A 23,328-nucleotide genomic window follows, 5' to 3' on the forward strand; every position below is an offset into this window, starting at 1 on the left:
TTTTACTCATTAGTTGTCCAGTAGTCTTTAATCCATGGGGATGGCTGAATGTGTCGATACCATTTACCACTCCGCCCTAAAATTGCTTCAGGCGGATTGGGCAGGCCATGAAACAGGATAATTTTAGCCCCTAAAGGTACTGATGGTGCAATGAACCAAGATTTAAGCCAGGAAGGGCAGCATTGATACTTAAAGCTAGGGACCCAATTATCTGGCCAATACTCTAGTTTACCTAGTTTATCAATTTCGCGTGATAAATAGGCCTGCTCGTGGCGCAACTCATTTTTTACTTGTTCAGAGTTCTTCTCAAAGTAGTTAAGTATGTGCGCGTATTTTCCAATCTCAAATCGAAATACTGAGGAGTTTCCCTCCCTATTGTTTGAATTCTTTTTGTCGTGTGCAATTAAAAAATCACCAGGCTGACTAAAGAATACATCCAATTTTCCGACAATTACGACGTCCAAGTCAAGAAATAGCGTTGTCCCAGAGAGACCGCCAAAGTTTTCTTTAAATACAGTGAGCTTCCTCCAGCCGCGCTCAGGCGATCCAGCTGGAAGCTCTAGCTCAGGGAGGTCTTGTATCTCTACTTCGGACCGAATGCCTTCACTATTTTCAGTGAAGCAGACAAATCTGAACTTGGAAGCCATATTTCGAGACACCATTGCATATAGACGGTTTACATATTCTGGAGAGAATTTACTGCCCCATTTCATACAAATAATATTCATAGGTTGATCAAAATTAAGAGCTGTACATTGTAATAAGAGTATCTAACAATAAAGCTTATACCAAAAGTAAAAGTAAAAGAATAAGTTTATAGATTAAAGCCAGCATTAGTATGTATCTGCCTGCATAAGAACTATGTTTCATTATAGAGCATAACTAAGAAACAAAAAAGCACTAGCCATAAAACTTACTCACCAATATATTTTAAGATTACCCTGTGCTGTGAAGATAAGTAAAGTTGTTCAATTGTTGAACATGAGTCAATAGTTATGATAGAATTAGGTTTTATGTAGCTTTTTTTGTAAAAATATATTTGCAAGATATGGCGGTAGCGTGCCTAATATTTAACTTCCATTTTTTTCTTCACTAATGAATAACCAAGATATACGTCTTGATCTACTTCGTAGACTAGAATCAAACCCTCAGTACACTCAAAGAGAGCTCTCTAGGGAGATGGGTGTGAGCCTGGGTAAGATAAACTACTGCATAAAAAAACTGACTGAGAAGGGATTAATAAAACTAACAAACTTTACTAATAATCCAAGCAAAATAGGCTATGCATACCTCCTTACCCCTAGCGGAATCGAAGAGAAGTCAAGGCTGACTTTTTCCTTTCTTAAGAGAAAGATTGTTGAGTATGAAATACTAAAAAAAGAGATTAATGCGCTAAAACTTGAATCCGAAGAAATGCCTAATGAAAGGAGATAATAGCCATTATCAAATCCATATCAAATTTATTTAATTATGATTAAAGAACTATAATCTTTAATTTTGAATCACTGCTTTAACTTGCTTAATAGAATCAAGTACATGCTTAGCCTTTGAATTTTTTAGATCGATTGGATGTCCACTTTTCACCATAATTGTATTTTGAATGTTGGCAGCATTAGCCGCTTTAATATAGACATCTTTATCACCAATCATCCAAGATCTTTTCATATCAATACCATATTGATTAATGGCTTTTAGAAGCATCCCTGGTTTTGGCTTTCTGCAATTGCAAGAAGAATCTGGACCGTGTGGACAATGAAAAACATCTAGAATCTTGACATTTCTTTCTTCAAATTGATCTAACATCCACTTAGTGATCAATTGGTAATCGAACTCAGTGAAATAACCTCTCGCAATACCTGATTGATTGGTAATTATAATAATTTCATAACCTAGTTTCTGAAAGTTTCTACAGGCTTCAAAAACACCATCAATAAATTCAAAATCATCAATATTGTGTATGTAGTTTACTTCTTTGTTGATAACGCCATCACGATCTAGAAAGATAGTTTTAATAGTCATAATAAAGAATAAGTATAATTAATTGAAATTGATATAAATTATTTAAGATGCACAATCACCTTTCTGTTGTCATAATTACCAAAAATGAAGAAAAACATTCAATTTAAAGTCAAATACTAATCGAATTGTGCAGAACTCGTCATTAAAAAAACTCTTTAATCACCTGAGCAGTCGTCGTAAAAAGCAGTACTTGATGCTATTGATTTTGATATTTGTCGCATCTTTAGTAGAGGTTGTGAGTGTGGGTGCAGTATTGCCATTTCTCGGAGTTTTAACTGCACCAGAGCAGGTTTACCAGCACCCACTCATGCAGCCACTAATCCAAACTCTGGAGTTGAGTAAACCTAGCCAACTTGTATTGCCATTAACTCTATTGTTTATGATTGCAGCAGTGCTAGCAGGCTCAATCCGTCTTCTCTTGCTCTACGTAATAACTAGATTAACATATGCAACAGGCGCAGATCTTGGCTTTAAAATTTATAATCTTACTCTTTACCAAGAGTATGCAATTCATGTGTCACGGAATAGTAGTGAGGTAATCAACGGCATCCTCAATAAATCTTCTACTGTGATTTCATCAGTTATCATGCCAGTCGTACAATTTATCAGTGCAACTATTCTGATCATAAGTATTATGGCAGCCCTATTAGTAATTGATACTATCGTAGCACTATCAGTTTTTATTGGGATTGGTTTGTTATACTTGGGGATTATTCGCTACAGTGGTAAACAACTCAAAGAGAATAGTAAGATTATTGCTGATAAATCTACTCAGCTGGTAAAGTCATTACAAGAAGGTTTAGGTGGAATTCGCGATGTTCTTATTGATAACAGTCAAGAGTTCTACTCTCAGCTTTATCGAAGTGCCGATCTTCCACTACGTCGTGCATCAGGAAATAACGCATTTATTGGCGGAGGTCCTCGATTCGTATTAGAGGCAGTTGGAATGACCTTAATCGCTGTGATTGCCTATATAATGAGCCAGAAAGAAGGTGGCATAGCAACAGCGATTCCTATATTAGGTGCATTAGCTCTAGGTGCTCAAAGACTTCTCCCTGCACTTCAACAGGCTTACGCCTCATTTAGTTCAATAAGAGGGGTGGAAGCTTCTCTTAAAGATGTATTGGATTTTTTAGAACAGCCACTACCAGAATATGTAAATCAATCATCACCCGCTCCAATCTCATTTGAAAGAGAAATTAAATTAACAAACCTTAGTTTTCGATATATAAAAGAAACCCCTTTGGTGTTGGAAAATATTAATTTATCTATTGTTAAAGGAGAGCGAATAGGATTTATGGGGGTTACCGGTAGTGGTAAAAGTACATTACTAGATATTATTATGGGACTTCTTCCACCAACTGATGGCAAATTGACAATTGATCAAAAACCAATCAACAGTCAGAACCAAAGGGCATGGCAAGCGCATATTGCTCACGTTCCACAAAATATTTATCTTTCAGATAGCACCATAGAAGAGAATATTGCCTTTGGAATCCCGATTGAGAAGATTGACCATCAACGAGTTAAAAAAGCAGCCAAACAAGCACAAATTGAAGATATGATTGCAGACTTGAAAGACGGCTACCAAACCCTGGTTGGTGAACGAGGAGTTCGCCTTTCTGGTGGACAACGCCAAAGAATTAATATTGCTAGAGCATTATATAAAAAAGCAGATGTACTAATATTTGATGAAGCTACTAGTGCCTTGGATAGTTCAACTGAACAGGAAGTAATGAAGGCAATTGAAGGATTGGGAGGGCGGTTAACTATCTTAATTATTGCGCATAGATTAACGACACTAAAGGGATGTGATAGGATATTACAATTCGATAAAGATAATTTATTACATGAAGGATCATATCAAGATATGGTAAATGCTTCTAATGACTAACAGTATGTTGTGGATGAGAAATTTTGGATTATTTCTTTCTATTGATGTGTAATGAGTCCTTAATTTCTTTTTGATAATGAACAAAATACTTGAGTTAATTGATAGGAGCGAATTATTATTTTCTGAAGACATTATTTGTCATTCAAGATATTTGACAGATGCTGTATCAAACTCCACCTTTCTTGTACTTGGAGCTGCTGGCTCAATAGGTCAGGCAGTGACTAAGGAGATTTTTAAGAGAAAGCCAAAAAAACTTCATGCAGTTGATATTAATGAAAATAATCTTACTGAGTTAGTGAGGGATATCAGAAGTTCATTTGGTTATTGCGATGTTGATTTTAGGACATTTGCTTTAGATATAGGATCCGTTGAATACGATGCCTTTATAGAATCTGATGGAAAATATGATTATGTGCTTAATTTAACAGCACTTAAACATGTTCGCAGTGAAGAGGATCCCTTTACTTTGATGAGAATGATTGATGTCAATATTTTTAATACTGATAAAACTATAAAACAATCCATTGATAATGGAACAAAGAAATACTTTTGTGTAAGTACTGACAAGGCTGCAAATCCAATCAATATGATGGGTGCCAGCAAGCGTATTATGGAAATGTTTTTAATGCGCAGATCTTTAGATATTAATGTATCTACTGCTCGATTTGCAAATGTTGCATTTAGTGATGGGTCTCTATTACATGGATTTAATCAAAGAATTGAAAAGATACAACCAATTGCCGCTCCTAACGATATTAGGCGATATTTTGTTACTCCTCAAGAGAGTGGAGAGCTTTGTTTAATGAGTTGTATTTTTGGTGAGAATAGAGATATATTCTTTCCAAAGTTGACTAAGGCATTGCACTTAATTTCATTTTCTGATATTGCAGTTAAATATCTAAAAAATAATGGATTTGAGCCTTATTTGTGTGAAACAGAGGATGAAGCTAGAAAATTAATCAAGACTCTTCCAGAGAAGGGGAAATGGCCTTGCTTATTTACAAAGAGTAATACGACAGGTGAAAAGAATTTTGAAGAATTTTATACTGATAAAGAAATTCTTGATATGGATAGATTTAAAAATTTAGGAATTATCAAAAATTCTCCTGAGTTTGATGATGAGAAGCTCAACTATTTTGAAAACTCAATGAATAATTTAAAATCAAGTTTATCATGGACAAAACCGCAAATTTTGGAGCAGTTCTTTAATCTAATTCCAGAATTTTCCTATAAAGATGTAGGTAAGTATTTAGATGGGAAAATGTAATGTTTGAAAAGGAAATTGATTTTATTCGGGATATATATCAGACTAAAGATTTTATTCCCTTACATGAGCCACGATTTATTGGAAACGAAAAGAAATATCTAAATGAATGTATAGATTCTACGTTTGTATCATCTGTTGGTGAATTTGTAGATAGGTTTGAAGAGGATATTTCTAAATTTACAAACGCTAAATATACTGTTGCAACAATGAACGGAACTTCTGCATTACACATTTCATTATTAATTTCAGGGGTTGAAAGTGGGTATGAGGTTATTACTCAACCGCTCTCCTTTGTTGCTACTTGTAATGCAATTAGTTATTGCATGGCAAAACCTATTTTTGTTGATGTTGATAAAGACACTATGGGAATGTCTCCGTTGGCGCTGGAGGGTTTTCTAAATGAAAATGCTATAGTCAAGAATCAACAATGTGTAAATAAATTCACTGGAAATATTATTAAGGCATGTATTCCAATGCATACATTCGGACATCCTTGTAGAATTGATGAAATTAAAGACATTTGTGATAAGTATTATATAAGTTTGATTGAGGATGCCGCTGAGAGTATTGGGAGTTTTTACAAAGATAAACATACTGGAACTTATGGTCAAATGGGTCTGATTAGCTTTAATGGAAATAAAATTATTACTGGAGGTGGAGGTGGATGTATTATTACTGATGATGAGATATTAGCAAAAAAAGCTAAGCATTTAACCACTACAGCAAAAGTTTCTCATAAATGGGAATATACTCACAATATGATAGGTTATAACTACCGGATGCCAAATTTAAATGCGGCTTTATTGACCTCTCAATTGGAAAACTTAGGAACCTTCTTGTCTAGTAAACGAAGTGTAGCTATGGCATATAAAGAATTTTTTAAAGATAAGCCATATGGATTTGTTGAAGAGCCAACTAATGGTCATTCAAATTACTGGTTAAATGCAATTATTTTGCAAGATAAAGAAGAGCGTGATTTATTTTTATATGAAACCAATTCAAAAGGAGTTAATACTCGCCCAATTTGGACATTAATGAATAAATTACCAATGTTTAAAGACGCTCAATGTGGAAATCTAACGAATGCAGAGTGGCTAGAAGAGCGTGTTGTTAATATACCTAGTAGTGTAATATTGTGAAGGATATTATTTTAATTGGTGGCGGTGGCCATTGTAGGGCTGTTATAGATGTCATAGAGCAGGAAGGTCGATTTAATATTATTGGAATAATAGACAAACCAGAATTGCTCGGAAAAAATGTACTAGGATATCAAATTATTGGCAATGATTCAGAATTAAATAATTTAATCAAGAAATGTAATAACGCATTAATAACTATTGGACAAATAAGAAGTCCATTACCAAGAATTAAATTATTTGATACAGTTATAAAATTAGGATTTACTTTGCCAACTATTGTTTCTCCAAGAGCTTATATTTCACACCAAGCTAGCATTGGAATTGGCTCTGTAATTATGCATGATGCGGTAGTTAGTGTTAGTGCAATAATTGGTGATAATTGTATTATTAATACAAAGTCAATAGTAGAACATGGAAGTAAAATTGGAAATCATTGCCATATTTCTACCAACGCAGTTATTAATGGTGATGTTACCGTAGGTGATGGTAGTTTTATTGGTAGTGGCGTTGTTACTAAAGAAGGTATTAGGATTAATGATAATTTCTTTGCAAAGGCTGGAAGTGTTATTAAATGAGTGTTTTTATTATTGCCGAAGCGGGGGTTAATCATAATGGCTCAATAAGATTAGCAAAAAAACTGATTGATGTAGCAGTTGAATCTGGTGCTGATGCAGTCAAGTTTCAAACATTTAAAGCTGAAAATTTAGTATCTAAAACTGCTAAAAAAGCTGATTATCAAAAAAAAACTACTGATGCATTAGAGTCACAATTTGATATGATTAAAAAGCTCGAACTTGATGTAAATACCCATAAAGAATTGCTCGTCTACTGCCAAGAAAAAGGCATTATGTTTCTATCTACACCATTTGATCATGATAGCATTAATCTCTTGAGTGATTTAGGGTTGCAAACTTTTAAAATACCTAGTGGTGAGATCACCAATTTACCCTATTTAAGGCATATTGGTTCATTAGGCAAGAAGGTAGTGCTATCAACAGGAATGTCAACATTACAAGAGATTGAGAATGCCTTAACTGTTTTGATAGGAGCTGGAACAGTGAAAGAAAATATAACAGCCCTCCATGCTAATACGATGTACCCAACTCCGATGGCAGATGTAAATCTTAATGCTATGTTAACAATACAAAAAGAACTTGATATAGCTGTAGGCTATAGTGACCACACGATAGGGATTGAAGTAGATATAGCCGCTGTCGCAATGGGCGCAAGTATTATTGAAAAACATTTTACTTTGAATCAGACTATGAATGGCCCCGATCATAAGACATCATTAGAGCCTAAAGAGCTCAAAGCCATGGTGTTGGCGATTAGAAATATTGAAATAGCTTTGGGTAGCAATAAAAAGAAACCATCACCAAGTGAGAGTGTTAATATTAATGTTGTCAGAAAATCTATAGTTGCCAATCAAGATATTAAAAAAGGTGATTTATTAACTGATAAAAATATTACTGTTAAGAGACCAGGAAATGGCATTAATCCAATGAAGTGGGATGAAGTTATAGGGTCTACTGCACTTAAAAATTATAATGCAGATGACTTGATATGAGAAAAAGAAAAATCTGCGTTGTTACAGGCACAAGAGCAGAATATGGTCTGCTCTATTGGCTAATGAAAGAAATTAATGTTGATAATGCCTTAGTGTTGCAAGTTGTCGTAACTGGTATGCACCTATCTGAAGAGTTTGGTAATACTTATCAACAAATTGAAAAAGATGGTTTTACTATTGATAAAAAAGTAGATATATCACTTACATCGGATACAGAGTTGGCGATTAGTAAATCTATGGGTTTAGGGGTAATTGGGTTTGCAGATGTGTTTAACAAGCTACAACCAGACTTGATAGTGGTTTTAGGCGACCGTTTTGAGATTTTTTCAGCTGTAAGCGTGGCACTGATTGCAAAAATACCTGTGGCACATTTACATGGTGGAGAGGTTACAGAAGGTGTAATAGATGAGTCAATAAGACACTCAATAACTAAAATGAGTCACTTGCATTTCGCTGCTACTGATGAGTATAGAAATAGAATTATTCAGTTAGGAGAGCAGCCAGATAAGGTTTTTCATGTTGGCGGTTTAGGAATTGACAATATTAATAAGTTAAAGTTGTTATCTAAAGCTGATTTTGAAAACACTATCAACTTTGAACTTGGTGAGAAGAATATATTGATTACATTTCATCCAGTGACGCTTGAAAAATCCACATCAGGAATGCAATTTCAAGCATTATTAGACTCTATCAGTGAGCTAAAAAACACAAAAATAATATTCACAAAAGCCAATGCAGACACCGATGGTAGGGTTATAAATACCATGATAGATGATTATGTTGCCAAACACGACAACACTATTGCTTTTACATCAATGGGACAGTTGAATTATCTTAGTGCTTTGCAATTTATAGATGCTGTTGTGGGCAACAGCTCAAGTGGCTTGATTGAAGCACCAAGCTTTAAAATTGGAACGATTGATATAGGTGATAGACAAAAAGGACGCATTAAAACAGATAGTGTGATTAGTTGCTTGCCAAAGAAAAGGAATATTGACAGTGCATTTAATAAAATGTACTCTGAAGAGTTTCAAAATACTCTTGATCAAGTTGAGAATGCTTATGGCAAAGGCGGTGCAAGTAAAGAAATTGTAAATATAATAAAAAGTATAAATCTTCACAATATTATAAAAAAACCCTTCCATGATATTTAAAGTACTTAATTTGTTGAAATTACTAAAGAGGCCTTATGATTAATATATTAGAAATTTCGTTAAGTTCTAACGCAACTATTAAAGACGCTCTAAAGCTGATAGACAATGGCGCGGTTAAAATTGCTTTAATTGTTGATAAGAATAATCATTTATTGGGAACTTTAAGTGATGGAGATGTACGTCGAGGGCTTTTGAAAAAAAAGACATTAGAGCATTCTATTGAGGACATTTATTATAAAAATCCCGTTTGTGCAAATGAAAATGATTCTAGAGATACATTATTAAACTTAATTGCAAAACATAAAATTAGTCAAATTCCAATAATTGATAAAAATAAAAAGATAGTTGACTTATTTGTTCTAGATGAAAATTTATCAACAATGCAGTATAAAAATACTGTAGTGCTAATGGTGGGTGGTCTAGGGACTCGCTTGAGGCCATTAACGGAAAATACGCCAAAACCAATGTTAGAGGTTGGCGGTAAACCAATCCTATTGACAATTGTTGAGGGGTTTGTTAAGAGTGGCTTTACCAATATTACAATGTGTTTAGGCTATAAATCAAATGTAATACAAGATTTTTTTCAGGATGGGAGTAAATTTGGAGTAGAAATTGAATATATTTCAGAAGATAAGGCAATGGGTACTGTAGGGGCCTTGACTTTGTTAAAGCAAAAGCCAAAGGAAGCATTCTTTGTAATGAATGGAGATCTGCTAACAAATTTTAATTATGAGCAAATGTTAGAATTTCACGAATCTCACAATTCTAAGGCAACAATGTGCGTTCGAGAGTATGATTTTCAAGTCCCTTATGGAGTGGTTAATATAAACAATGAAGACATTGTTTCCATTGAAGAGAAGCCAGTCCATAGTTTTTTTGTAAATGCTGGTATTTATTTATTAGAGCCAGAATGTATTGATTTAATTCCGAATGATGAATTTTATGATATGCCAACATTGATTGAAAAAATAATTGCTAGTAAGCGCAAGGTTGTTTCATTTCCAGTTAGGGAATATTGGTTAGATGTTGGAAGAATGGATGAGTTTAAAAAAGCAAATCAAGATATTGAGTTATTAAAATAATGAAAGTTAGTAAGCTCGCAATTATAGGGTTGGGCAGTATTGGCAGGAGGCATCTCAGGCTGATTTCTGAATTAAGACCAGATATTGAAGTTGTTGTTGTTCGATCTGGAAATGGTCCATATTCTAAAGATGAGAAACTCGCTTCAAAAATATTTTCTTCTGTTAGTGAGGCTATAAAGTTTGGTGTTGAGGCGGCTATCATATCTTCACCAGCAACTTTTCATCTTCAACAATCAATAGAATTTGCAAAACATGGTGTGCACTTGTTTATTGAGAAGCCGTTATCCCATTCTATAGACGGAGTGGAAGAGTTGCTAAAGGCTCAAAAAGATCATAATATTGTTGCTATGGTGGGGTATGTCCTTCGATATGATATAGGGGCGAGGAAATTTAAGGAATGGTTGACTGATAATAAAATTGGAAAAATACTTCATGCTAGAATTGAATGTGGATCATATCTTCCTGACTGGAGGCCAGATCAAGATTACCGAAAAACTGTTTCTGCATTATCAGAGTTAGGCGGTGGTGTATTATTAGAATTGAGCCACGAAATAGATTATCTACATTGGTTTTTTGGAAAACCAATTAATATACAGGCACAAATAATAAATAGTATGGCATTAGATATTAATGTTGAAGATCAGGCTGATTTATTGATAAAAAGTGAACAAGGATATCCTATTTTAGTACAAATTGATTTTAATCGTCGTCATGTAAAAAGGGAATGCTCAGTTATAACAACAGAAGGTGAGATGACCTGGAACGCAGTTAAGAAAAAGGTGATATGGAAACCGATTAATAGCGAAGAACAAGAGTTTGATTACACTAGCAAGAGAGATGATAAATATAAAAAACAGTTAAAGCAATTTATTGAATGTATAGAAAATGGTGCTAAACCTCATGTTTCAATTATGGATGGTATAAAGACTTTAAAATTAATTGATGCTGCTCGAGAAGCATCAAAAAATAGTACTAAGGTATTTCTATGAAAATATTTGCATTTATATTCGCCAGGGGAGGTTCTAAGGGTCTACCAGGTAAAAATCTTCTAAATTTAGATGGTAAACCACTTCTTGCACACTCAATAATGACTGCTAAAAATATTGATGAAATATCTCGAATATTTGTTTCTACGGATAGCTCAGAAATTGCAGAAGTCGCTATTAAGTATGGTGCAGAAGTTATAAATCGCCCAAGTAACCTTGCTCAGGATAACTCGCCAGAATGGATGTCATGGGCGCACTCTGTAAGCTGGCTAGAGAAAAGAGGTGAATTTTTTGACTGCTTTGTCTCTTTACCTACCACAGCGCCATTGAGAAATAAAAATGATGTTATAAAGTGCATAGATTCATTGGATAAGCAAACTGATATAGTTGTAACAATTTCTGAATCCTCAAGAAGTCCATACTTCAATATGGTGAAAAAAGATGGAAATTATATTAAATTACTAATTGATAGTAAAAAGGTATATTCAAGAAGACAGGATGTTCCTGAAATATATGATATGACTACAGTAGCATATGTTACAAGACCAAATTTCATAAAGAATAATAATAAGATTTTTGATGGTCGTGTTAAGGCAGCCATTATTCCAAAGAATCGTGCAGTTGATATTGATGATGAAATAGATTTCAAAATGGCAGAATTACTAATGAAAGCAGATCGGGGGAATACAGATGCTTAATGGAGATATAGTTGCAGTTACTGGTGGTTTAGGGCTTATTGGAAAAGCTTTCTGTAAAGAAATTATTAAAAATAAAGGTAAGGTATTAATTGGAGATTTAAATGCTAAACAAGGAGTTAGTTTTCAAAATGAACTAGGTCAAGAAAATGCTTATTTTTTAGAGCTAAACTCATCAGAACCTCATTCTATCGATAAATTTTTAGAGAATGGTAAGAATCATTTTGGAAAAATTGATTCTGCAATTCATTGTGCTTATCCTCGCTCACAACAGTGGGGTGCTAAGTTTGAAGACTTAAAGGCAGAAGGGCTGAAAAATGACTTATTTGATCAATTAGGCGGTGCTATACTATTTTCTCAACGATTGATTTTATTTTATAGGGAGCAGGGATATGGTAATTTGGTTCATGTGTCGTCAATCCAAGGTGTATCAACCCCTAAATTTGAACATTATGAAGGCACTAAAATGGTTTCTCCTATTGAGTATAGTGCAATAAAATCTGGGATTATATCTATAACAAAGTATCTTGCAAAGTATTGTAAAAATCAAAATATTAAAGTAAATTGCATCAGCCCTGGAGGTATTTTAGATAATCAACCAGACGTTTTCTTAGAAAAGTATAATTCTTCATGCGTCAGCAAAGGAATGATGGATCCTCAAGATTTAAACGGAGCTCTAATTTACTTATTATCAAACATGTCTATGTTCGTTAACGGCCAAAACATTATAGTTGATGATGGATGGACTTTATAAAGCTATTCTCATTATTTCCTTGTCAAGTCTTAATTTTATATACGTGACTTTATTCCTAACTTAAATTAATAACTTATATTCCATATGCAAAATAATAAAGATATATTTTGGTGTAAGAACTGTTTAAACATGTCTACCAGACCAAGAATAAATTTTGATAATAAAGGTTGGTGCAATGCTTGCCAATGGATGGAAGAAAAAAAGGAATTAGATTGGTCATTAAGAGAACAAGAATTAAAGAATCTTCTTGATAAGTATCGAAAAAATGACGGTGGTTTTGATTGCATTGTTCCTGTTAGTGGAGGTAAAGATGGTTCATATGTTGCACATACTCTAAAACACAAATATGGAATGAATCCACTTACTGTTACTTCTCGTCCACCTTTGGAATTAGATCTAGGAAAAGAAAATATTTCTAATTTTGTTGAAAGTGGTTTTGACCATATTCATGTTACTGCCAATGATAAATCAATGAATGCTTTAAATAAAATTGGTTTTATTGATATGGGCTTTCCTTATTATGGCTGGCTTATATCTATTTTTAGTGTAGTAACGAATGTTGCACTAAAGTATGACATTCCGCTTATATTTTATGGCGAAGATGGAGAGGTTGAGTATGGAGGCTCTACTGAAAATAAATATACCGCTATTTTTGATTTAGAGTATATGGTAAGAGCATATTTTGAGGGTGGTTATGAGAAAATAATCAAAAAGTCTGGATTAAGCAAAAAAGAACTTTTTTGGTTCTCGCTTCCAAATTCTAAAGATATTGATAATAGTAAATTATTTATGACTCATATGAGTTATTTTGAGCCCTGGGATTCATATAAAAACTACTTAATTGCTAAAGAGCATTGTGGTCTAAAAGAATCTGATATAACAAATAGTGGAACATTTACAAATTTTTCTCAAAATGATCAGGCCTTATATTCTCTTCATGCATATATGATGTATTTAAAATTTGGATTTGGAAGGGCAAATCAAGATGTAGGTATTGAGATAAGAAGAGGAGCTATGAGTAGGGATCAAGGTGTTAATTTAGTTCGGCTATATGATGGCCTTTACCCTGAAGAATTTATTGAGTCTTATCTTAAATACTATCAGATGACTATTGATGAATTTGATGCAGTTTTAGATAAGTGGGTTAACAAAGATTTATTTGAAAAAGTTGATGGACGATGGAGCCCCACTTTTTTTGTTGAATAATGAGTATTCCAAAAGTCACAATTGTTGATTATGGCATGGGAAACATTTTCTCAGTTGTCAGCGCATTTAAATATCTTGGAGCTGAAGTAGAAATTGTTTCGGATCCCGAAGAGATATTAAAATCATCTATCTTAGTTCTTCCAGGTGTGGGGTCTTTTAGAAATGCTATGGAGTTTATTAAAAAACGCAATATAGATGAGGCAATTATTGATGCAGTTACTAATAAAGGAGTTAAGATATTAGGAATTTGTTTAGGCATGCAATTACTGGGCTCATATAGTGCAGAGAATGGCAAAACAGCTGGTCTAGGCTTACTTCCTAATAAGGTAGAGCGATTTACATCAAAAGAAGTATTTGAAAGGAAAATACCGCACGTAGGTTTTAACTCACTATACATTAATGAAAAACAAGGTTTATTTAAAGATTTACCTCATTTTTCAGACTTCTATTTTGTTCATTCATATCGTATGATGATTGAAGATCTTCAAGGAAGGCATGCGACATGTAAATATGGAGTTGAATTTTTAGCTGCATATGAAATAGGCAATATTTGTGGCACACAGTTCCACCCTGAGAAGAGTCAGACAAATGGATTGATACTGCTAAAGAACTTTTTAAAGCTATAGAACATGTTGAAAAAAAGAGTAATTTTTACATTATTGTATGACAATGGTAACTTTATGCTGAGTAGAAATTTTCGTTTGCAGAAAGTGGGCGATATGAAATGGTTAAAGAAAAACTATAATTTTTCACATATTGCTTTTTCTATTGATGAACTAATCATTTTAGATGTAACACGTGGTGAACGAAATGAAGAGATATTTTATGAGCATGTACAATTGTTGAATGATGAGTGTTTTGTCCCTATTGCGGCAGGTGGAAGCATAAGAAACCTTGAGCAAGCACGTAAATTATTACATTCTGGTGCTGATAAGGTTGTTATCAATACCTTACTCGCTGAAGATTTAGGTGTTATTGCGGAAATAGCTAGGGAATTTGGACAACAAAGTATAGTAGCTTCAATTGATGTTAAATTGATAAATGGAGAATTTACAGTATGGACTAATAATGGAAGTATAAATCAGAATACTAGTCTTACTAAATGGCTAGAGAATATAGAAAGCCTGCCTATTGGAGAGGTGTATTTAAACTCTGTAGATCGTGATGGGACGGGTCATGGATATAAGACTGAATTAATAGAGCAAATACCGGATTTATTTTCTATGCCGGTAATATTAGCTGGTGGTGCTGGAAAATACTCTCATTTTTTAGAAGTATTGGCAGATGAACGAGTTGATGCAGTTGCTACTGCAAATTTATTAAATTTTATTGGAGATGGATTGGAAAAAAGTCGCCAAGAATTATTAGATGAGGATTTTAATTTACCTGTATGGGATTTGACTCTAGCAACCGATCTCAAAAATTGCTTATAAATTTGATGTAAAACTATTAAAAAATAGGTTTCTATGAAAATAACAATAAATAATAATTTTTTTTAAGATGAATTTACTAAGATACTCTGGCTGTAATATTCAAAAAAATAAAATGGTAAGTTTATCTTGAAAATTATATCTTTAATAGATGCAAATTTTTCAAAGAGAGAATATGAGCGCTTTGGATTTTATGAAATCTATAGAAAATATATTTAAAACTAAACGAATTAACATAAATAAGGTATGTAAAGATAAAGATTGTATTAAAATTTCCAACGGTGTAGTTGCTCAATATGATTTTCTAAAAGGAAAATCTCATAAAAACAAACAACTCCCCAAAAGTAAACATTGTAACAATTTTAATTAAGGGCTTAAAGAAATATGTTTAATAAATCTACTATTCTAATAACTGGAGGGACGGGATCTTTCGGGAAAAAATATACCCAAATTCTTCTTGAAAGATACAAGCCTAAAAAAATAATTATTTTTTCGAGAGACGAATTAAAGCAGTTCGAAATGCAGCAAATATTTAATGATCCATGTATGCGTTATTTTATTGGCGATGTTAGAGATTTATCCAGGGTTGAAGAGGCTATGGAGGGAGTTGATTATGTTATTCATGCTGCGGCAATGAAACAGGTTCCGGCTTCTGAGTACAATCCCATGGAGTGCATCAAAACAAATATCTATGGTGCTGAAAACGTTATTAAGGCATCAATAAAAAACAATGTAAAGAAAGTTATTGCACTTTCGACTGATAAAGCTGCTAATCCAATTAATTTGTACGGCGCAACAAAATTAGCTTCGGATAAATTGTTTGTTTCGGCTAATAATATGGTTGGTCTTAAAGAGGTTCGATTTTCAGTAGTTCGTTATGGTAATGTTGTGGGGTCTCGAGGCTCAGTAGTTCCATTTTTTCAAAAATTAATTTCTGAGGGCGCTACTAAGTTACCTATAACTCATGCTGATATGACGCGATTTATGATTACATTGCGTGCGGGTGTTGAGTTTGTATTAAAAGATTTTGAGAGAATGCAGGGTGGTGAAATCTTTATTCCTAAAATTCCATCTATGCGCGTAACTGAACTTGCTAAGGCAATGGCTTCAGACTTGAGTCACAAGATTGTCGGTATTAGACCAGGTGAGAAGCTACATGAAATAATGTGCCCTTCTGATGATAGTCACTTAACTCTAGAGTTCAATGATCATTATGTAATTTCCCCCTCGATTCAATTTAATCACGAAGTTGATTTTACAAAAAATCCTCTTGGAGAGATTGGAAAGACTGTTAAACAGGGCCATGAATATAATTCTGGAACAAATAATGAGTGGCTACTAAAAGAAGAGTTTTTAAAAATGGTTGATGATGTGGATTTTTCTTAGGCTGTGATTCCTTACGGTAAACAGGATATTAATCAAGCTGATATAAGCTCAGTTATAGATGTTTTACAATCCGATTTCCTAACTCAGGGTCCACAAGTCCCTTTATTTGAAAAAAAACTTGTTGATTATTGTGGAGTTGATTATGGAGTGGCAGTTAATAGTGCTACTTCGGCGTTACATATTGCTTGCTTATCTTTAGGACTAGAAAAGGGGGACTGGCTTTGGACTAGCCCAAATTCCTTTGTTGCATCTGCCAATTGTGCTTTGTATTGCGGTGCAAAGATTGATTTTGTTGATATTGATATTCAAACATATAACTTATCTGCTATAGAATTAGAAAAAAAATTAATTCAAGCCAAACAAGAAGACAAGCTTCCAAAGGTAGTTATAACAGTGCATTTCGCTGGACAATCTTGTAATATGAGGAAAATTCACGCTCTAAGCCAAGAGTATGGATTTAACATTATTGAAGATGCTTCGCATGCCATTGGCGGTCAGTACTTAGAAAAGCCGATTGGAGGTTGCCAATATTCCGATATTACTGTTTTTAGCTTTCATCCAGTTAAGATTATTACAACTGCAGAAGGTGGGTTGGCAACTACCAATTCGAAAGAACTCGCCGAAAAAATGCGTCTTTTCCGTAGTCATGGAATTTCACGTGATAAGAGTTTGATGACAAGAGATCCTGATGGTGCTTGGTATTATCAACAAGTTGGTTTGGGATTTAATTATCGTATGACCGAAATGCAGGCTGCATTAGGCATTAGTCAAATGCATAGGCTTGATGAATTTGTTTCTAAGCGTCACATTCTTCAAGAAAGATATGATTTGCTATTAAGCAGTTTACCAATAATAGGGCCTTACCAAGATAGAGATAGTTATTCTGCATTGCACTTGTACCCTATTCAAATAGATTTAAATAAAGTTAGAAAAAATCGTGAGCAAATTTTTAATTTTCTTGTAGAGAATGACGTTGGTGTAAATGTACACTACATTCCCATTCACACCCAGCCATATTACCTCCAGTTTGGATTTAGCAAAGGGGATTTTCCCAATTCAGAATCTTACTATAGCAGATCAATAAGTATTCCTTTATTCCATAATATGGAAGTTGAACAGCAAGATAAAGTTGTTGACATTCTAAGAAAGGCATTAAGATGAACATATGTGTTATACCTGCAAGAGCTGGAAGTAGACGTATTCCGAGGAAAAACATTAAAGAATTCAATGGTAAGCCGATTATTGCATATTCCATCGAAGCAGCCCTTAAAAGTAATTGCTTTAGTCAAGTAATTGTTTCTACTGATGATGATGAAATTACAGAAGTTGCAAAAAAATATGGTGCTCACGTTCCATTTGTGAGGCCTGATGAGTTATCTAATGATTATGTTGGCACTATTCCAGTTATAAAACATACTATTGAGTGGATGGAGGATAATAATAATTATATTGAGAATGTTTGTTGTTTATATGCAACCGCACCATTTATACAGTCGAAAATAATATCCAAAGCTTATCAACAGTTAAAAAACTCGAGTGCTGATTATTGTTTTAGTGTAACAAGCTTTGCGTTTCCAATTCAAAGAGCAATCAGGATTGTCCAGGATAATAAAGTAGACATGTTTTATCCAGAACACTTTAATTCACGATCTCAAGATTTGGAAGAGGCATTTCATGATGCTGGGCAGTTTTATTGGGGTAAAGCACAAGCGTTCAAAGCTGAATTACCACTTTTTTCTGAAGTAGCGACTCCTTATGTTCTTCCAAGGTATTTAGTGCAAGATATTGACACTATGGAGGACTGGAAAAGAGCAGAGGCAATGTATAGGGTTTTGCAAGAAACTGAAGCATTATCATGAAGGTTGTTTTTCGAGTTGACGCATCTTTACAAATGGGTACAGGCCATGTAATGCGTTGTTTGACTTTAGCTAATGAATTAAAACAACAAAATCATGAAATTGTTTTTATTTGTAGAGATTTGACGGACAAACTCAACTCATTTATTAAATATCCAGTATTAGCATTGCCAAAAAATGATAATTTTCAATCAGATGACTTATATTTAAATTGGTTAGGTGCAACACAAGAGCAAGATGCCCAACAAACAATTAAAGCCATTCCTAAAAATACAGATTTATTAATTGTTGATAGTTATGCTTTAGATGAAATATGGCACAAAAAATTAAGACCATACACAAAAAAAATTATGGTGATTGATGATTTAGCAGATAGACAATTTGATTGTGATATGTTGTTAAATCAAAATTTAGGTACTCAAATAGAAGATTATAAAGACAAAGTTCCAAATGATTGTGAACTGTTATTGAGCTGTGATTATGCTTTATTAAGGCCAGAGTTCTCAAATTTGAGAGAAAAGGCATTAATCAAAAGACAAAACACCAAGGAAATTAAAAACATTTTGATTAGTATGGGCGGTAGTGATATAACAAATAAAACTTATGAAATTTTACAAGATATTTCTGATAATTTGAATATTGTGGTTGTTTTAGGAGGTTCGTCGCCACATAATAAAATGATTATAAGTTATGCAAAGGAAAAAGAAAATATTAAGGTTTTAATTGATGTCGAAAATATATCAGGGCTAATGTTTGATGCTGATTTAGCGATCGGTGCTGGAGGCTCTACATCCTGGGAGAGATGCTGTTTAGGTCTACCAACATTATTGTATGTTTTGGCAGAAAATCAAAGAAAAATAGCAGAAAACTTAGAGCGGTTGGATGCTGTTAAAATTGTTGATAACTTGAAAGTAAACTTGCAAAATATTTTAAATAATTTACACTTTTGGCAGGCTATGTCAGAGAATGCACAAACTGTTTGTGATGGAATTGGAGTTAAGCGGATAAAAATATGATTGAAATAAACAATCAAGAATTAAAGAATTATGGAAAACCTTTTATTGTTGCAGAGGCAGGAATTAACCATAATGGAGAATTGACTAAAGCCATAGAAATGATAGAAGTGGCAAAGCGTTCAGGTGTTAATGCGGTGAAGTTTCAAACTTTTAGAGCGGAAGAGTTTTGTGGAGATAAGAATCAAATGTTTACTTATCAATCACAAGGTCAAAAAATAACAGAATCTATGTTTGAAATGTTCAAACGCTATGAATTTAATTATGATGAATGGTTACAAATCAAACAAAAATGTGATGATGAAAATATTTTGTTTTTATCAACACCACAAAATCGTTCTGATTTAGATCTATTGTTAAAACTAGAATTGCCAGCTATTAAAGTAGGTTCGGATGACTTTACAAATTTACCATTGTTAGAAGACTATTCAACAACAAAATTGCCAATGATTGTTTCTTGTGGCATGTCTGATTTAGCAGAGGTTCGTCAAGCGCTAGATGCTATTGGCACATTTGAGGGGTATCCAACGATTTTATTGCTCTGTACTTCACAGTATCCAACGCCACCAGAAGATGTGAATTTATTAAAACTTAAGACTCTAGCAAATGCTTTTCCTGATTTAGTTTTAGGATTTTCTGATCATACAAAAGGCATTCTAGCTTCATCTTTAGCGGTTGGATTTGGCGCTGTTTTTTTTGAGAAGCACTTCACGTTAGATAACAACTTAGCAGGACCAGACCATTGGTTTTCCGAGAACCCTGAAAGCCTAAAAGATTGGGTTGATTCAATTCATCAGTCTTATCAGATGATGGGCGATTCTATAGTCCGACCTACTTCAAAGGAATTAGAAATGCGAAAACTTGCAAGGCGCAGTATTGTAATTTTAAAAGACACCAAGAAAGGGGATAAACTTACTGAAGAGAATATTGGATTAAGAAGGGCAGGAAATGGATTGGCACCTGTTGTCATGAAAGACATTCTTGGTTCTTTTGCTTCACAAGATTTAGTTGAAGGAAATTTATTGGAATTAAAAAATGTTCAATAAAATAATTCAAAAAATATTCACTAAGTTTACTACCTTTAAAGCCAATCCTTATCACCCCCTAGTTTGGATAAATGGCAATCCCAAAATAGGCAAAAATGTTGTTATTGCTGGCTTCTCCGAAATAAATGCCAATCATGTCAATGTTACTATTGGCGATAATTGCGATATTGCTTCATTTGTTTCTATCAATGCTGCAGATTCTCATAAGAAGTGTCTTGGCTTATCAGATGAAATAGAAAGAAAAGATATTACTATTGGCGACCATGTTTTTATAGGGTCACATTGTGTTGTAAAAGGTGGGGCAAATATTGGTAATTACTGTGTTATTGGTGCGGGAACAATTGTTGAGGGTGTCGACATACCAGAATACTCCTTGGTTATTGGTAACCCGATGATTATTAAGAAAGGTTACTATAGAAAGTGATAGCGCATAACAAACCTACCTTAGGAAGACAAGAGCAACAAGCAGTTTTCAAAGTGCTTGATTCTGGCTATATCACCCAAGGTATAGAAGTTGAAAGGTTTGAAAATGAGTTCTGTGATTTTTTAGGCTTACCACAGCGACATGCAGTTGCTTTATCTAGTGGGACATCAGCATTATTTATGGCACTATGGTCTTTAAAAGCCAAAAAAAAATCTATTGCAATGCCTGTTTATGTTTGCTCATCATTACGTAATGCTGTGGCTATGGTGCAAGCAAAAGAAGTTCTAATAGATAATGCAACGGATAGTCCTAATATCAATTTAAATCAACTACAAAAGAGTAATGCGGATATTGCCATTGTCCCGCACATGTTTGGTTTACCTAATGAAATTCAAAATATTAAAGATATTGATATTATTGAAGATTGTGCCCAATCATTAGGAGCTTCGATTGACAATAAAAAAACAGGATTAATCGGTAAAGCTGGTATATTTTCTTTTTATGCGACAAAGCTAATGACATCTGGTGGACAGGGTGGCATGTTTGTTTCGAAAGATAAGAATCTAGTTGATAAGGTCAGAGATTATCGTGAGTTTGATTGTAGAAGAGATCAAAAAGAAAGATTTAATTTTCAGATGACAGATATTCAAGCATCTATTGGCAGAGTTCAGTTAAAAAAACTACCTAGTTTTTTAGAAAGAAGACAAGAAATATTTCAAATATATAAAGAGTCAGGCTTGGATTTAATAGCAAGCGAAAATAACGAATCTGTACATTATCGAGCTGTAATAAGAATTAATAAGCCGGCTGAAGTTAAAGATAAATTATTAAAACAAAGTATTAAAACAATAATACCTATTGAGGACTGGGAGTTATTAGGTGATGGCGATAATTATAAAAATTCCTATAATTTAACACAAACAACACTGTCACTTCCAATCTATCCTTCATTAACTAATAAAGATGCATTGACTATTGTCAATCAATTAGATAAAGCCATACAATGATTTTAACTGCCCATCAACCAACCTATCTACCTTGGCTAGGGACATTTCATAAAATCCTATTGGCAGATATGTTTTGTTTTTTTGATATTTCACAGTATCAAAAAAAAGAGTGGGATAACAGAAATAAAATTTATACCCACAATGGTGAACTGATGCTTAGTGTACCTACCAAATCACAAAAGCATTTTGAAAAAACTATTGGTGAGATTGAGGTTAATAATGAAACCAATTGGGCAGAAAAACAATATAAGTCAATATTTTTAAATTATAAAAATCATCCATTTTTTGAAAATCATCAGCCTTTTTTAGAGGATATGTATCTAAATCATCGGTGGAATAAGTTAGTAGATTTAAATGTTTATTTTTTCAAATATGTTTTGAAGTTATTAGATCAAAATATTCCAATCGTAATAGCAAGTAATTATGACTTTCAAGGACAAAAAAGCGATTTGGTTTTAGATATGTGTCAAAAATTAGGTGCCTCTACTTATATATTTGGCGGAGAGGGTAAGAATTATGCAGATAAAGCATCTTTTAAAGATGCAAATATTGATTTAATCTTTCAAGAGTATAATCACCCACTTTACATGCAATATAGAAATAAAAAGAAATTTGTTTCCCATTTATCAATATTGGACTTGATAATGAATTATGATAAAAAAGATGTTAAGAGCGTCATAATGGAAAAAAATTTAACAATTAAGGATATAAAAAATGTTTACAAAATCTAAGTGTTCTACTGATAAAAAATTAGCAAATTTTACAAAGTATGTTAAAAGACAAACTTTGGCTAGGTTTATGGTTCAGCATGAGTTATTCAAAAGACAGTTAAATATTAAGGGCAGTATTATAGAATGCGGGGTTCATAACGGTGGTGGCGTAATGGCTTGGGCTAAAATTTCTAGCATATTAGAGCCTTATAACTATCATAGAAATATTATAGGTTTTGACACCTTCGAAGGCTTCCCATCTATTGCAGAAATTGATAAAGAAAATGCTAAAGTAAAAACTGGGATGTTTGCTGAAGATTACGATGTTTATTCAGAATTAACAGAATGTATTGGAGAGTATAACGAAAATAGGTTTATTAATAATATAGATAAAATTGAATTAGTTAAAGGTGATGCAAATATTACTATTCCTATATATATAGAAAATAATAAGCACCTTTTAGTTTCTCTTTTATATCTTGATTTTGATATTTATGAGCCAACTAAAACAGCACTTAATCATTTTGTGCCAAGGATGGGTAAGGGCTCTATTATCGCTTTTGATGAAATTAATAATAAAGATTGGCCGGGTGAAACAATGGCAATGCTAGAAAGTTTAAATATGAATGATTACAAGATTGAATCTTTTCCGTTTGAGCCTAATATATCCTTTATACAATTATAAATTAAGGT

Annotated in this window: 25 protein-coding genes; 23 read left to right on the forward strand and 2 right to left on the reverse strand. The window is 33.4% G+C overall.

Annotation, left to right across the window (positions count from 1 at the left end; genetic code table 11):
* Positions 1-2: 2 nt before the first annotated feature.
* Complete coding sequence (locus CRN91_RS03115) at positions 3-713, reverse strand: glycosyltransferase (protein ID WP_254424965.1); 711 nt, start codon at positions 711-713, stop codon at positions 3-5.
* A gap of 382 nt (positions 714-1,095) precedes the next feature.
* Between CRN91_RS03115 and CRN91_RS03120 the strand changes: the two genes are divergently transcribed.
* Positions 1,096-1,434, forward strand: coding sequence for a MarR family EPS-associated transcriptional regulator (locus CRN91_RS03120; RefSeq protein ID WP_114114988.1), 339 nt, complete (start codon positions 1,096-1,098; stop codon positions 1,432-1,434).
* Between the two features lie 57 nt (positions 1,435-1,491).
* On the opposite strand, the gene gmhB is transcribed toward CRN91_RS03120, so the two are convergent.
* Positions 1,492-2,019 (reverse strand): D-glycero-beta-D-manno-heptose 1,7-bisphosphate 7-phosphatase, encoded by a 528-nt coding sequence (gene gmhB / locus CRN91_RS03125; protein WP_114114989.1) that lies wholly within the window; start codon positions 2,017-2,019, stop codon positions 1,492-1,494.
* Positions 2,020-2,212: 193 nt separating this feature from the next.
* Here gmhB and CRN91_RS03130 point away from each other — a divergent pair, with 193 nt between their 5' ends.
* The 22 genes from CRN91_RS03130 to CRN91_RS03240 all read left to right on the forward strand — a co-directional run bounded on the left by CRN91_RS03130 (position 2,213) and on the right by CRN91_RS03240 (position 23,320).
* Positions 2,213-3,913: an ABC transporter ATP-binding protein gene (locus CRN91_RS03130; RefSeq protein ID WP_114114990.1), complete on the forward strand. Its 1,701-nt coding sequence runs from the start codon at positions 2,213-2,215 to the stop codon at positions 3,911-3,913.
* 76 nt (positions 3,914-3,989) lie between these two features.
* Positions 3,990-5,180 (forward strand): UDP-N-acetylglucosamine 4,6-dehydratase, encoded by a 1,191-nt coding sequence (locus CRN91_RS03135; RefSeq protein WP_114114991.1) that lies wholly within the window; start codon positions 3,990-3,992, stop codon positions 5,178-5,180.
* Entirely contained in the window at positions 5,180-6,319 is a 1,140-nt protein-coding gene (locus CRN91_RS03140) for a LegC family aminotransferase (RefSeq protein WP_114114992.1), read from the forward strand. Before CRN91_RS03135 ends, CRN91_RS03140 begins: the two co-directional genes overlap by 1 nt.
* On the forward strand, positions 6,313-6,894 hold the full coding sequence (locus CRN91_RS03145; RefSeq protein WP_371412781.1) for a NeuD/PglB/VioB family sugar acetyltransferase: 582 nt from the start codon (positions 6,313-6,315) through the stop codon (positions 6,892-6,894). The genes CRN91_RS03140 and CRN91_RS03145 overlap by 7 nt, the downstream gene beginning before the upstream one ends.
* A complete protein-coding gene (gene neuB / locus CRN91_RS03150) occupies positions 6,891-7,886 on the forward strand; it encodes an N-acetylneuraminate synthase (protein ID WP_114114994.1) in 996 nt (331 codons plus the stop codon). The genes CRN91_RS03145 and neuB overlap by 4 nt, the downstream gene beginning before the upstream one ends.
* Positions 7,883-9,040 carry a UDP-N-acetylglucosamine 2-epimerase gene (neuC, locus tag CRN91_RS03155; RefSeq protein WP_114114995.1) on the forward strand — a complete coding sequence of 386 codons (1,158 nt, stop codon included), beginning with the start codon at positions 7,883-7,885 and terminating at the stop codon, positions 9,038-9,040. Before neuB ends, neuC begins: the two co-directional genes overlap by 4 nt.
* Positions 9,041-9,075: 35 nt before the next feature.
* Positions 9,076-10,122: a nucleotidyltransferase family protein gene (locus CRN91_RS03160; RefSeq protein WP_114114996.1), complete on the forward strand. Its 1,047-nt coding sequence runs from the start codon at positions 9,076-9,078 to the stop codon at positions 10,120-10,122.
* Positions 10,122-11,111, forward strand: a complete 990-nt coding sequence (locus CRN91_RS03165; RefSeq protein WP_114114997.1) for a Gfo/Idh/MocA family protein — start codon at positions 10,122-10,124, stop codon at positions 11,109-11,111. The genes CRN91_RS03160 and CRN91_RS03165 overlap by 1 nt, the downstream gene beginning before the upstream one ends.
* Positions 11,108-11,806 carry an acylneuraminate cytidylyltransferase family protein gene (locus tag CRN91_RS03170; protein ID WP_114114998.1) on the forward strand — a complete coding sequence of 233 codons (699 nt, stop codon included), beginning with the start codon at positions 11,108-11,110 and terminating at the stop codon, positions 11,804-11,806. The genes CRN91_RS03165 and CRN91_RS03170 overlap by 4 nt, the downstream gene beginning before the upstream one ends.
* Positions 11,799-12,557 (forward strand): oxidoreductase, encoded by a 759-nt coding sequence (locus CRN91_RS03175; protein WP_114114999.1) that lies wholly within the window; start codon positions 11,799-11,801, stop codon positions 12,555-12,557. The genes CRN91_RS03170 and CRN91_RS03175 overlap by 8 nt, the downstream gene beginning before the upstream one ends.
* An 84-nt stretch (positions 12,558-12,641) precedes the next feature.
* Entirely contained in the window at positions 12,642-13,763 is a 1,122-nt protein-coding gene (locus tag CRN91_RS03180; protein ID WP_114115000.1) for an N-acetyl sugar amidotransferase, read from the forward strand.
* Positions 13,763-14,389, forward strand: a complete 627-nt coding sequence (gene hisH / locus CRN91_RS03185) for an imidazole glycerol phosphate synthase subunit HisH (protein WP_114115001.1) — start codon at positions 13,763-13,765, stop codon at positions 14,387-14,389. The genes CRN91_RS03180 and hisH overlap by 1 nt, the downstream gene beginning before the upstream one ends.
* Before the next feature lie 84 nt (positions 14,390-14,473).
* Positions 14,474-15,196 carry a HisA/HisF-related TIM barrel protein gene (locus CRN91_RS03190; RefSeq protein WP_254424973.1) on the forward strand — a complete coding sequence of 241 codons (723 nt, stop codon included), beginning with the start codon at positions 14,474-14,476 and terminating at the stop codon, positions 15,194-15,196.
* Positions 15,197-15,577: 381 nt separating this feature from the next.
* The gene (pseB, locus tag CRN91_RS03200) at positions 15,578-16,579 is read left to right on the forward strand and encodes a UDP-N-acetylglucosamine 4,6-dehydratase (inverting) (RefSeq protein ID WP_114115004.1); all 1,002 of its coding nucleotides are present in this window, start codon (positions 15,578-15,580) and stop codon (positions 16,577-16,579) included.
* 3 nt (positions 16,580-16,582) lie between these two features.
* On the forward strand, positions 16,583-17,740 hold the full coding sequence (gene pseC, locus CRN91_RS03205; RefSeq protein ID WP_114115005.1) for a UDP-4-amino-4,6-dideoxy-N-acetyl-beta-L-altrosamine transaminase: 1,158 nt from the start codon (positions 16,583-16,585) through the stop codon (positions 17,738-17,740).
* Positions 17,737-18,438, forward strand: coding sequence for a pseudaminic acid cytidylyltransferase (pseF, locus tag CRN91_RS03210; RefSeq protein WP_114115006.1), 702 nt, complete (start codon positions 17,737-17,739; stop codon positions 18,436-18,438). The genes pseC and pseF overlap by 4 nt, the downstream gene beginning before the upstream one ends.
* Positions 18,435-19,451, forward strand: a complete 1,017-nt coding sequence (gene pseG / locus CRN91_RS03215) for a UDP-2,4-diacetamido-2,4,6-trideoxy-beta-L-altropyranose hydrolase (RefSeq protein ID WP_114115007.1) — start codon at positions 18,435-18,437, stop codon at positions 19,449-19,451. Before pseF ends, pseG begins: the two co-directional genes overlap by 4 nt.
* A complete protein-coding gene (locus CRN91_RS03220) occupies positions 19,448-20,494 on the forward strand; it encodes an N-acetylneuraminate synthase family protein (protein WP_114115008.1) in 1,047 nt (348 codons plus the stop codon). Before pseG ends, CRN91_RS03220 begins: the two co-directional genes overlap by 4 nt.
* The gene (locus CRN91_RS03225) at positions 20,484-20,918 is read left to right on the forward strand and encodes an acyltransferase (RefSeq protein ID WP_114115009.1); all 435 of its coding nucleotides are present in this window, start codon (positions 20,484-20,486) and stop codon (positions 20,916-20,918) included. The genes CRN91_RS03220 and CRN91_RS03225 overlap by 11 nt, the downstream gene beginning before the upstream one ends.
* Complete coding sequence (locus tag CRN91_RS03230; protein ID WP_114115010.1) at positions 20,915-21,925, forward strand: DegT/DnrJ/EryC1/StrS family aminotransferase; 1,011 nt, start codon at positions 20,915-20,917, stop codon at positions 21,923-21,925. The genes CRN91_RS03225 and CRN91_RS03230 overlap by 4 nt, the downstream gene beginning before the upstream one ends.
* Complete coding sequence (locus tag CRN91_RS03235; RefSeq protein ID WP_114115011.1) at positions 21,922-22,656, forward strand: WbqC family protein; 735 nt, start codon at positions 21,922-21,924, stop codon at positions 22,654-22,656. The genes CRN91_RS03230 and CRN91_RS03235 overlap by 4 nt, the downstream gene beginning before the upstream one ends.
* Positions 22,640-23,320, forward strand: coding sequence for a TylF/MycF/NovP-related O-methyltransferase (locus CRN91_RS03240; RefSeq protein ID WP_114115012.1), 681 nt, complete (start codon positions 22,640-22,642; stop codon positions 23,318-23,320). The genes CRN91_RS03235 and CRN91_RS03240 overlap by 17 nt, the downstream gene beginning before the upstream one ends.
* Positions 23,321-23,328: the final 8 nt, after the last annotated feature.

This window comes from Candidatus Thioglobus sp. NP1 (assembly GCF_003326015.1).
GTDB classification, from domain to species: Bacteria; Pseudomonadota; Gammaproteobacteria; order PS1; family Pseudothioglobaceae; genus Pseudothioglobus; species Pseudothioglobus singularis_A.